Here is a 12,357-nt window from a genome sequence, read left to right on the forward strand (position 1 = left end):
TCTACTATTGTTATGAAAAAAGGTATTATATATACATTACTCTTAGTGGCATCATTCTGTTTGCCATCGTGTAAAAAGTTTCTTGATATCCAGCCTTTGGATAAATTATCAGGAAACAACTTTTTCCAGTCTAAGGAAGATGTGGTTGCAAACATTTACGATTTATCGAGAATTGTTTTTGGGAAGTACAACGAAACACATTTTATCGGCGCCACAGGCGAATACAGGTCGGGCGAAGTACAGTATGAAAGTCAATCGGACCATGCACCAGCACGTGCATTTGTCGAATATTTGGGTAGAAATGATTTGTTAACTGTTCTTAATAATTCCTTTCCCTGGTCGAGTGACATTAATTACAACTTCAATTCAATTACTGACTGGCGGGCTTACTATCAAGCTATTCAGGGCGCCAACATATTAATCGCCAAGTTGGATGAAGGCGTTCCAGGTGTAACGGAAACAGAAAAAAATGCATTTAAGGCCGAAGCAGCATTCATCCGCTCATTGAGCTATTTTATTATGGTGCGCCTTTACGGTAATGTGGTCTATTACACTGATGCTTTTCATGCTACACCCCTTCCACGGGAGAATTTTGTATCAGTATTAAATAAATGTATTGCCGATTTAAAAACCCATAAAAACAATATTGCATGGACTTATACTGACCCATCCATCAAAGGAGTGAGGGCAAACCGTGGAAGCATAGTTGCTTTAATCATGGAGATGAATATGTGGAATGCAGGTTTTGATCCGGCAAATGCCAATAAATATTACCAGGAAACTGCTGATTTAGGAAAAGAACTAATTGCAAGTAAGGCGTTCAGGCTATTGCCGATTTCCGAATGGGCAACAGTAATTAAAGGAAGGTCAGATGAAAGTTTATTCGAGTTTTACAGAAGTATCAACTATGGAGATGCCAATTCAAGTGTGTCACCAATTGCTGATATGTTTATTCACTATCCCTATAAGCGGCCGGAATATACCCACCGCGTGAGCTTTGCTTATTATCGTGGAGAGTACATGCAAAAGCTTTTCCAGGATGGAAGCGACAGAAGGATAACCGCATGGTTTAACGAGGATATTTTTGCTGATAACGGAAAGTTTATGATGTTAAAATACGCGCAGAATGCATTTGCTACAGGAGAAGAGAATGCCAATCCAGATAATACTTTTATGGTGTTCCGTTACGGTGGCGAAATTCTGCTTGCCGCAGAAGCGCTTGCTGAACTCGGTCAGGATGCGGATGCGATCACTATGGTGAATATGATTAGGGATCGTGCCCAGGCTTCAAAATATTCAGGCGGCGGCGGTTCAGCACTTAAAGATTTCATTTTTTATGAACGATCGAGAGAATTGATTGGTGAAGGGCACCATTATTTTGATTTGGTCCGGACAAAAAGGATTTTAAGTAACCAATGGTCTTATAATGTTTTAACGGCTGATAAATTCAATCGCGGGGCGTGGACTTGGCCATTGAATGCAAATGCCAGAAACAATAATCCTTATGTAGTTTTAAATGACTATTGGGTAAATGGTGGTAACTAATTGATTAGAAAAGATTAAGATATGAAAAAGCTAATAATGATATGTGCAGCATTTTTACTGGTCTTTAGTGCCTGTAAACGTGATGAGTATTATATAGATGGTGGTAAAGCAAATCCAGATTATCAGGGGAATATGCTGCAATACCTGCAGGCTAAAAAAGTGCCATTTGATACCGTGGCCCAAATTGTAAAACTTGCAGGGATGGAGAAACAGTTCAGTAGTGAAGACTTTACTTTTTTTGCCTTTGATGATGATGTAATTAAAAGGACGATTGGGACTGTTCGAACAAACGGCCTTAACAGTTTACTGTTTTATTCAGGCAAAGATACGGTGAAAACCCTCGATCAGATCTCACCGCTAATCTGGAAAAAATACCTTCAGCGTTATATGTTTAAGGGGGTAAATCGTTTGAAAGATTATACCCAGATTGACCTGGGGCTCAGATCGATTTATCCCGGAGCTCTATACTATGATTACAATAATACGGTGTCCAATATTGGGGTTTCCTTTGGTGATGCGAATGGAATCAGATATATCGGTTACCGAAACCTGGTATTTTCCTATATCCCCGATATCTCCAAACCCAACGATAACTGGATTTCTGTGAACATTGCATCATCGGATATCAAGCCTACCAACGGTGTTGTACATTCGCTAGCTTATTCCGGAGCCTATTTAGGCTTCAGTTTGTATGAGTTTTTCAATGATGTGTACACTACTGGTTTAACTCAAAGTACATCCAAATAATAAGGTTTAATATTAAAGGAATTTGAACATGAAAAAAATTAAATACATTCTTACAATATTTTTCCTGATTGGCTTGATTATTCAAGGCTGTAAAAAGGAAGAAGAACTTGGAGAAGAGCCTTATGGTGTAGGCAAACAGCCGCTCGGAGTTTTGATCAGTCAGACAGCGCCACCCGTTCCGGCAGAAGGAATAGTGGGAACTACTGTTACCATTAAAGCAACCGGACTGATGCCTTTTAAAGATCAGCTGACCTTTATGTTTAATGGTGAAAAGGCGGAAGTGGTGAGTGTAACAGCTACAGAAATCACTGTAAAAGTTCCTGCAGCCGGCAGCACAGGAAATGTTTCCATTGCCATCGGTGATCAATTGGTTGTAGGCCCACAATTTACCGTAACCGGCTTGGTGAAAAATGACATTACCTGGAAGGCGAGCCTGGGAGCAAACGGATACGTAAGTCAATTCTATGAAATGAATGATGGCCGGGCAATTGTTGTTGGCTCTTTTACCAATTATGACAATAAGGGAATTGTAACTCCGATAAATAGAATTGCAAGGGTTTCTTTGGATGGCGAGTATGACCGAACCTTCAGAACCGGTCGGGGAGCCAATGGTTCGCTTTCCAGAATTATGGAAATTGGTGGGCGCTTTATTGTTGCCGGAGGTTTTAGCGGCTATAACCAGCGCACAGAAAATATCAGTAATATCACCAGTTTGTTTCCCAATGGAGCAATTGACACAGTTTACATCCGCACACAACGCAGACCAACATTAACCGATACCACGACGCATAAATGGTTTCCAAAATTCAATGGCGGAACAAATGCTTACATCAATCGTGTCTATCCTCATCAGGGTAAGATATTGGCTACCGGAGATTTCAGGTATTATGTGAAGCGGGACTATCGAAGAGCGAATTATGATAATACCAGAGATACTGTGATTCTAGATAGTACGGATATCAGGCAAATCCTACGTTTTAACTTAGATGGATCGCTGGATAAAACTTTCCGTTTCAACGCCTCGACCAATAAAGGAGCTGTTAGTGCAAACGGACCTATTGATACTTATATGCACACTGATGCAACAAACTTTGAGAAGCTAATGGTATGGGGTAACTTCAGCACATTTGATGATCAGCCTGCTGTAAGAATTTTGCGCTTAACTGCTGCAGGGGCTAAAGATCCATCGTTTAATCCAGGAACTGGTGCCAACAACGGTATTGGGTCTTTAACTTATAATGCTACCACCAGGAAATATTTAATCACAGGTACTTTTACTCAATATAATGGTAAACCAGCAAATGGTATTGCATTATTGAACGAGGACGGGTCATTGGATGAATCATTCAGTGCAAAAGCCTACGAAGGGGGATATCCATACTTTGCCCGCCAGCTTTCTACAGGTTTAATTGTTGTTGGTGGCGATTTTAGAAAATATGATAACATTACCAGAAATGGATTTATGATTCTCACCGCTGGGGGAACCCTTGCCCCTGGTTATAATACTACCGGCCCTTTCAATGGGGGATTATCTGATGTGATTGAAACTAAATCGGCCGATGGTAAGAAAGCATTATTGCTGATAGGTGGTTTTAATCGTTTTGATAACCAGCCCTATAATAATATTATCAGAATGACTATTGAATAACTGAAGCAGAAGCCTAATCAAATATAAAAGATGAGCAAGATGAAAAAATATAAATTATGGTTTGGCCTTATGTCCACAATGTTGACCATGGCAATATTTTCCTGTAATAAAGATTTCGATAAAACTCTTACCGAGAAAGATGGGAAAGATACCACAAATGTGAGGTATGGAAATCGGAAGGTTTTGTACTTAGTTGTTGATGGAGCAAGAGGCCAGTCTGTGTCAACTGCAAACATTCCGAACATTACGGCCTTACTTCCCAATGCTATCTATAGCTGGGTCGGCCTTAACGAACCAGAGGTTACCTTGGATGCCTCCAACTGGGCCAGTATGCTTACTGGTGTGAAGAAAGCCAAACACATGGTGACTAACAATGATCTTACAAACAATAATCTACAAAACTATCCGGCAGTTTTTAAACGGATAAAGGAGAACAAATCGAGTACTAAGATCGCCTCATACACATCTTCGTCGGTGTTCCAAAAGCTTACTGCTGATGCAACTATTAATAGTTTATTAACTAATGACGACGCTGTTAAAGCTGCTGTGATCAACCAACTCAACACCGACACCGCTTCCGTTATTTTAGGTCATTTTACTGACGTTGAAAAAGCAGGAGCTTCTGTTGGCTATGATAACTCCTTTCCGGCCTATAAAACTGCGATTGAGAAATTTGATTCGAGCGTAGGAGAGATATTGGCGGTGCTAAAGAAACGCGCTAACTATATTAATGAAGATTGGCTTGTTGTTATCGCGTCTAGCGATGGTGGCGCATACGCTTTGCCTCCTAATTCAGATGACCAAACCATTTTTAGCAAGCCCGCCAATAATTCATTTATCATTTATTATAGCCCTACTTATCAAAAAAGGATTATCGTGAAACCTTTTACGGGAAACCGCTACCTGGGGAAAACCATCAAGTTTGTTGGAGAAGAACCAAGAGCTGAAATTGCAGGGGCAGATGCTGCGGTTTACAATATTGATGATACCACTAAAATGACTATAGAACTTAAAGTCAAAAAGAACCAGGATATATTCAGGTGGCCCAGTGTTTTAGGCAAAAGAAATGAATGGTCAAGTGGACACCCTGGTGTAGGCTGGGTAATATATCTTGAAGAAGGGTATTGGTATTTTGAGTGGCGCGGTACTAAAGACAGCGATTACAAGCAATGCCGTGGCGGTGATATTAGAAAAGGCAGATGGGAAAATCTTTCGGTAAAACTGGAGCAAAGGGGAAATCAACGTTTTATACGAACTTACACCAATGGTGTTTATAATAATGAGGTTGAAATTACTGCTTCCGGATCTTTAGCCAATTCGAGTCCGCTTAAGCTAGGCTTTTTAAACGGGACAGGACACGGTGTACCCGACTATTATGTTACTGACATCAGATTTTTTAAACTCAGTGTTCCTGATGGAGTAATTGGTAACTATGCTTGCGAAACATCGATTGACCAGAGTCACCCATCCTATAACTATTTAGTGGGTTACTGGCCGGCAACTGACGGTAACGGCAATAAAATGGCAGATCTTTCCTCACAGGCTCATGATTTTACTCTTATAGGTGCGTTTACCTGGGAAAATTTCAACGATTTAATCTGTCCTCCAGATGCAGGCACACTGGCCGTATTGGTTCCGCAAACGTCAGACATTCCTTCCCAGATACTCAATTGGCTAAAAATCGCCAACAGGCAAACCTGGGGACTTGATGGTAGAGTCTGGTTAGATCAATAAGTAATATTTGATAATTAATATATCAGCAATGAAAAAAATTATATACTCCGTTTTGGTAGTATTCACCACCATGGTGGTATTCTACTCCTGTAAAGAATCTCAATTAGAGGATCTAAAACAGCCTGATGCAACTACAAGAAGTATTACAGGTGAAGGAATCTCTGTAGGTAATGTGAGCATCGATAACCAGTTCGTAAAGGTTCCATTTAAAATATCATTATCTGGTGTGGCTGAAGAAGCTTTTCAGGTAGGGTTAACGTTAAATAACGATACGGTAACCCAGTTAATCAACAACGGAACACTGACTAATGCTGTGTTGATGCCTACAGGGTCAGTTGAATATCCGAACGTTATCAATGTAGCTTACGGAGCTGATAATGGTGAAGGAATTGCTACGGTTAGACGGGCCGCTCTTGAAAAATATTTTGGTAAAAAAGTTGTATTCGCTTTAAAGCTTTCAACGCCCGGAAAAGGAAATAAAATCGCTTCCGGAAAATCGACGATATTGGTTGTTATTAATACTGCTGATTTACTCAAGGCAACGGATATTCATTACCTCACTTTAAACGGTGGTGGGATTTTCAATGTTGTACAGGGATCAAATTATATTATCGGTCCTGCCGGGGTGACCATTCCGCTGGTAGTAAGTTTAGAAAATACACCAACCGGTGCTTTCAACATCAGCATTAAAGACAATGTCGATACAGTTGCTACACTAGCTGGTGCTGGCACCATTCCTTCGAATTCGATTCACCTCGCCTCAACGGACTTTACACTGGATACTTTAGTGCGTTTTGCAACAGGCGCTTCAAGTGCAACGGTACGTTTATCTATACCTTGGCCGGTTTTTGATGCCAATATTACGGCAAATAAAAAGTTTGTCTTCGCGATTAGTATCAAGCAATCTACAAATCATGTGATACACTCAACTAAAAGCAAATTAATTGTGGTGGTTGATCCAAGTGTGAATCTGGATAACAACTCTTACATCACTGGTAACGGTACCGGTTTAATTGCAAAGTACTATACCAATTATCAGTTAGATCCAGATGATGGAAGAGCGCCTTTCGTAACCAGAATCGATGAGAGTATCAACTTTAGTGGCGATGGATGGCCTGACGGCGTTAAGAATAGTGCAAACGTTTCTTTAAGTCGCGACAACTTCGCAAGCAGATGGACAGGCGAATTCCTGGCTCCGGTTCGGGGAACCTATACCTTTTACCAAACCCGTTGGGATGATGGTTCGAGGTTATATGTCAATGGAGTAGCATTGGTAAACGACTATACTACCCAGTGGGATAAAGATACCAGAAAAGGAACCATATTTCTGGAAAGGGGCAAACGGTACAGAATTGAAGCGCATCACAGAGAAAATGTTGGCGGACAGCAGGCTTACCTGGAAATTGAAGTGCCGAATGTTTTAAGCAAACGTGTTATACCAAAAAGTCAACTATTTCCTACTCCTTAAAAATTGACAGATATGAAAAATAATATAAAAAAATTATTCAGCGTATTTTCGCTTTTGCTGCTCACTGTGTTGTTAACCGTTAAATGTAAAAAAGATGAGGCAGTTGAAATTGTGCAGGAAGTTGAGGAACCAAAGCCGGTTGTGGCTTTTGATTATGCCCTGCCAGATCCCACCAAGTTTTTGGAGGTTAAATTCAATGCAACTCCACAAAACTATAAATCGCTTCTATGGCAATTTGGCGATGACAGTACATCAGTCGAAGTTTCACCCAAGCATGTTTACCGGTTTCCCGGAAAGTATCATGTGGTATTAACTGCCCGGAACGGACAGGGTTATACTGCTGTGAAAGAGATTGACATCACAGTGGTTGATCCAACGATAAATTATTCTATTTGTGGCGAAAATTATATGCAAACCATAGGAGGCGTATTTTCGGTAAATTTAGAGGCTGGCGCTGGCGCGGACAGTGCCGAGGGATCTAAGAAGTTAGTAGATGGAGATACTAAAACCAAGTTTTTGCAGGCCGGATTTGATGGTACTCAAAGGTGTACTTTTGAATTAAGAACACCACAGATTGTCGGAGCCTATACATTAACCTCAGGTAATGATGCAGCAGACCGTGATCCTAAATACTGGATTTTGCAAGGTTCAACGGATGGTATTCAATATCGGGATTTACATACAGTAACTTCTTGCCCTTGGGAAAATACCGATACGGGTGCCAGTAGAAATCAAACGAAACTATTTCATTTTGACAACTACGTTGCCTATAAGTTTTACCGCCTTTACATCAAACAGACCAGATCTGCAAGGGTATTTCAGCTATCGGAATGGACCATTAATAAGAAACAGCCCTAGTTAACGCTTTGGTTTTACATGCAAATGGAGAATACATGGGGCCTAAAAACCTCATGTATTTTTTCATGTCAAGCAGAAATTACATTGGATAGCAGATAAAATTTTATACATTAGTAAAACGTTTAACTACTGCAATTTTCTAACCGAAAACATACACACGCAATTATGAATAGAATTAAAACTTTGAGATTATTAAGCCTGGTCGGCTGCGTATTTTTGAGTGGTTTACTCCATGCTCAGGATCGAAAGGCGCCGTCTTACCCGTTAATTACCCATAACACTTATTTTAGTATCTGGTCTAATACAGATGAACTCACCGCATCTCCAACAGCGCACTGGACTGGTGCAGATCAATCTCTATTAGGGTTAATCAATGTAGACGGAAATATCTACCGTTTTTTGGGAAAGGAAACACCAAGCTATAAAACAATCCTGGGAACCTCTGACGAGAAAGGCTATGAGGTAAAATATACAGAAAATAAACCGGTGGGGGAGTGGAATGCATTTAGCTATTCTGCAACCGGCTGGAAAACCGGTTCTGCTCCTATAGGTGATGATGAAAAGAATGTGAAGACTTTATGGAAATCTCATGATATTTGGGTAAGGAGGAATTTCTCGGTAGCAAATCCTGCTGCTATAAACGAACTTTTCCTGAAAATTAACCACGACGATAATATTGAGGTTTTCTTGAATGGCAAGAAAGTATACGATAAGGAAGGATGGACTAATAGCTTCCAATATATAGCACTTAGTACTAGTGATAAAAACGCATTAAAAGCTGGCGAGAATGTAATTGCTATCCACCTTTTGAATACTGCAGGTGGGCGTTATCTGGACTTTGGTTTGGTCAATAAAGAGAAAGATGAGGCACAAAAAGTTGAGCTGGCTAAACAAAAGAGTGTTGAGGTAACAGCTACTCAAACCATTTATAATTTTACCTGTGGTAAGGTTGATTTGAAATTAACCTTCACCTCTCCATTGTTAATGAACGATCTGGGACTACTCGCCAGACCTGTTTCTTACATCACCTATCAGGTTAAGGCCAATGATAATAAAATGCATCAGGTTAAAGCTTATTTAAGTGCTTCATCGAACATTGCCGTATATAGACCCTCACAGCAAGTTAGCGCAACAAAATATGCGACGGCTAATCTATCAGTGTTAAAAACAGGAACTTTAGAACAACCGGTTTTACAAAAAGCAAGTGATGATATGCGGATTGATTGGGGTTATTTCTATGTGGCAGCTCCGAAAAGCTCAGGGAGTATTCAATTCGTAACCAGCGAAAAAGATGCAGCTAATGCTTTCAGAAAAGGTAATGCAGCATCAACAGCAAAACAAGGAAAGATGCTGGCATTAAATACCATAATTCCTTTTGGTAATGTAGGAAAAAATAAAGTGGAAAAATTTGTGGAGCTGGGATATGATGAAATTTATTCAGTTCAGTATTTCAATAAGAACTTAAGACCATGGTGGAATACTTCAGGTAAAGAAACTATTGAAGGACAACTAAGTGATGCAGCAGCACAATATAATGCGGTAATGGCTAAATGCGAGGCATTCAATAAGTCTGTTTATGCTGATGCTTTAAAATCTGGTGGTAAAGAATATGCAGATTTATGTGTTTTAGCTTATCGTCAGAGTATTGCTGCTCATACTCTGGTGAAAAGTCAGCAGGGCGAAATTTTGTGGTTATCTAAAGAGAATAATAGTGGTGGCTTTATTAACACGGTTGATGTTACTTATCCGTCTGCCCCTCTTTATCTAATTTACAATCCATCTTTATTACAAGGGATGCTCAATGGCATTTTCTATTTTAGTGAAAGTGGAAAATATCCTCATCCATGGGCAGCTCACGATTTAGGAACCTACCCTCTGGCAAACGGTCAGACTTACGGTGAGCCTATGCCGGTAGAAGAATCTGGTAACATGATTATTTTGACTGCCGCGATTGCAAAAGCACAGGGAAATGCTGATTATGCGAAACTACATTGGAAGACCTTGACTACCTGGGTTGATTATTTAACCAAAGAAGGGCTAGATCCTAAAACACAATTATGTACTGATGACTTTGCCGGACACCTGGCGAGAAATGCAAATTTATCAGTGAAGGCAATTGTTGGAATAGCTTGTTATGCACAAATGGCCGAAACCTTAGGTTATAAAGAGACAGCTACAAAATATAGGGCTATTGCGGAAGGCATGGTGCCAAAATGGATTGAAATGGCAGAAGCAGGAGACCACTATGCACTGACTTTTGATGATAAAAATACCTGGAGCCAGAAGTATAATCTGGTTTGGGATAAAGTGCTAAACTTAAATTTGTTTCCACAGAAAATCTATAATACGGAAACCGCTTATTACCTGAAGAAACAAAACAGATATGGGATTCCGCTGGATAGCAGAAAAGCATATACCAAAAATGACTGGATTTTATGGACGGCTACCTTTGCTCCAACACGTAAAGATTTTGAAGCTTTGGTACATCCGGTTTATAAACATGCCATTGAAACTGAATCAAGAGTTCCGTTGAATGACTTTTATGATTCCAATACCGGGATTCGCGACAACTTTAAGGCGAGGAGTGTTGTGGGTGGTTTTTATATGAAAATGCTTGCTGATAAGTTAAGTGGCAATTAAAATGCTTATAAACAAAACAAAAAAAGCCTGCAGATTCGCGGGCTTTTTTTATGCCGGCTTAAAAGTCAAATTCCAATTGATTACTTTCTGACTTTTCCACTGGAATGTCATCATAAAACCGCGAAAGTGTAATGCCCAATAATCTTACCTTTGACAATCCAAGATCTGCTTCCTCTAAAAGTTTTATCGCTTCTGCATATATAGCTTCAGCTTTGTTGATAGAAAAAGAAAAAGAACGGCTGCGGGTAATGAGTTTAAAGTCTTCAAATTTTATTTTAAGTGTAACCGTTTTGCCGCTAAGCTGGTACTTTTCCAGTCGCTTTGCTACCGTCTCGCTTATTTGTCTCAGCAAATCATGCATAACTGCGTCGTCATTAGTGTCCTCGGCAAGCGTATCTTCAGCGCCTACCGATTTAGTTTCGCGGTGTGCTCGGACAGGCCTATCGTCAATGCCCCGGACAATCTGATAGTAGAACTTTCCCGATTTCCCAAACTGTGCGATGAGTTGTTCCTGGCTTAAATTTTTCAGGTCGGCCCCCGTATTGACCTGCATGGCCTTCATCCTGGCGGCCGTTACTTTGCCAACACCAAAAAACATTTCTACAGGAAGTTTTTCCATAAATGATTTGATTTTAGAGGGGCCAATGAAAGTTAATCCATCAGGTTTATTCATGTCGGATGCAACTTTTGCGACAAACTTATTGATAGAAACGCCGGCAGAAGCAGTTAGATTCAATTCCTGTTTAATGGCATTCTTTATTGATCTGGCGATATCGATAGCCGAACCAATACCCATTTTATCTTCAGTTACATCTAAATAAGCTTCATCCAGAGATAGAGGTTCGATGAGATCCGTGTAACGGCTGAAAATTTCTCTTATGGATTTTGATACAGCAGAGTAGGCATCAAACCGTGGATAAACGAAGATTGCTGTAGGGCATAATTGATAAGCTTTACTACAGGACATTGCTGATCTAATCCCATATACCCTGGCTTCGTAACTTGCTGTTGCAACGACCCCGCGGCTATCGGGTTTTCCACCTACAACAAGAGGCTTTCCACGGTATTCAGGAAAATCGCGCTGTTCTACAGATGCGTAAAAGGCATCCATATCGATATGGATGATTTTTCTTAAAACTGTAGTTGATTGATCAGTCATCTGAATGAATAAATGTCGGAATTTATTCTCGATTTTTGGAACACAAAACCTTGTCGAAGGTAGTGGTGATTGCTCAAAACCTTCAAAAGGGTATTAAAGTGTATAATTTTTCGATAGGCTAATTTAACAGATGGTCGACCTTATTTAAGAGGGAATCCATTTCAAATGGTTTTTCCATGAAATCATTTGCACCAGCATCGAGCGCGGATTGTCTGATATCTCTACTGGCAGAAATCATCAAAATTGGAATGTCCTTGAATTCCGGATCACTTTTTAGCTGTTTGCAGATATCGCGACCATCATAGCCGCTCATCCATATATCAAGAAGAATTAAATCTGGTTTGTTTTTTACCGCTTCAATTACCGCCCCTCCATCATAAGTATAGTTAACATCGTAGCCCACAACCTCCAGAATCATCCTTACAGCGTCCACTATACCCTCATCGTCATCGGCGATGAATATTTTCTTAGTTCCCATTTGTAAAAGTTATTTCCATCAAGCGATTTTTTTTCCGGCTTAAGCCCGATCGATACTACAATAGTAGTAATATCGATATG

The 12,357-nt window shown here is 40.1% G+C and carries 9 protein-coding genes; 7 read left to right on the top strand and 2 right to left on the bottom strand.

Annotation, left to right across the window (positions count from 1 at the left end):
* The first annotated feature begins 12 nt into the window (after positions 1-12).
* The 7 genes from R2Q80_RS18195 to R2Q80_RS18225 all read left to right on the top strand — a co-directional run bounded on the left by R2Q80_RS18195 (position 13) and on the right by R2Q80_RS18225 (position 10,640).
* On the top strand, positions 13-1,545 hold the full coding sequence (locus R2Q80_RS18195; RefSeq protein ID WP_316800970.1) for a RagB/SusD family nutrient uptake outer membrane protein: 1,533 nt from the start codon (positions 13-15) through the stop codon (positions 1,543-1,545).
* A 21-nt stretch (positions 1,546-1,566) separates the two neighbouring features.
* A complete protein-coding gene (locus tag R2Q80_RS18200) occupies positions 1,567-2,292 on the top strand; it encodes a hypothetical protein (RefSeq protein ID WP_316800971.1) in 726 nt (241 codons plus the stop codon).
* A gap of 28 nt (positions 2,293-2,320) precedes the next feature.
* Complete coding sequence (locus R2Q80_RS18205) at positions 2,321-3,940, top strand: DUF5008 domain-containing protein (protein ID WP_316800972.1); 1,620 nt, start codon at positions 2,321-2,323, stop codon at positions 3,938-3,940.
* An 87-nt stretch (positions 3,941-4,027) separates the two neighbouring features.
* Positions 4,028-5,674, top strand: coding sequence for an alkaline phosphatase family protein (locus tag R2Q80_RS18210; RefSeq protein ID WP_316800973.1), 1,647 nt, complete (start codon positions 4,028-4,030; stop codon positions 5,672-5,674).
* Between the two features lie 28 nt (positions 5,675-5,702).
* On the top strand, positions 5,703-7,142 hold the full coding sequence (locus R2Q80_RS18215) for a PA14 domain-containing protein (RefSeq protein WP_316800974.1): 1,440 nt from the start codon (positions 5,703-5,705) through the stop codon (positions 7,140-7,142).
* Between the two features lie 12 nt (positions 7,143-7,154).
* Entirely contained in the window at positions 7,155-8,000 is an 846-nt protein-coding gene (locus tag R2Q80_RS18220) for a PKD domain-containing protein (protein WP_316800975.1), read from the top strand.
* Positions 8,001-8,165: 165 nt separating this feature from the next.
* A complete protein-coding gene (locus R2Q80_RS18225) occupies positions 8,166-10,640 on the top strand; it encodes a glutaminase family protein (RefSeq protein WP_316800976.1) in 2,475 nt (824 codons plus the stop codon).
* A 58-nt stretch (positions 10,641-10,698) separates the two neighbouring features.
* On the opposite strand, the gene dinB is transcribed toward R2Q80_RS18225, so the two are convergent.
* Both dinB and R2Q80_RS18235 read right to left on the bottom strand, forming a co-directional pair.
* Positions 10,699-11,799, bottom strand: coding sequence for a DNA polymerase IV (dinB, locus tag R2Q80_RS18230; RefSeq protein WP_316800977.1), 1,101 nt, complete (start codon positions 11,797-11,799; stop codon positions 10,699-10,701).
* A gap of 118 nt (positions 11,800-11,917) precedes the next feature.
* Entirely contained in the window at positions 11,918-12,277 is a 360-nt protein-coding gene (locus R2Q80_RS18235; RefSeq protein ID WP_316800978.1) for a PleD family two-component system response regulator, read from the bottom strand.
* Positions 12,278-12,357 lie beyond the last annotated feature (80 nt).

This window comes from Pedobacter frigidisoli (assembly GCF_032678525.1).
GTDB classification, from domain to species: Bacteria; Bacteroidota; Bacteroidia; order Sphingobacteriales; family Sphingobacteriaceae; genus Pedobacter; species Pedobacter frigidisoli_A.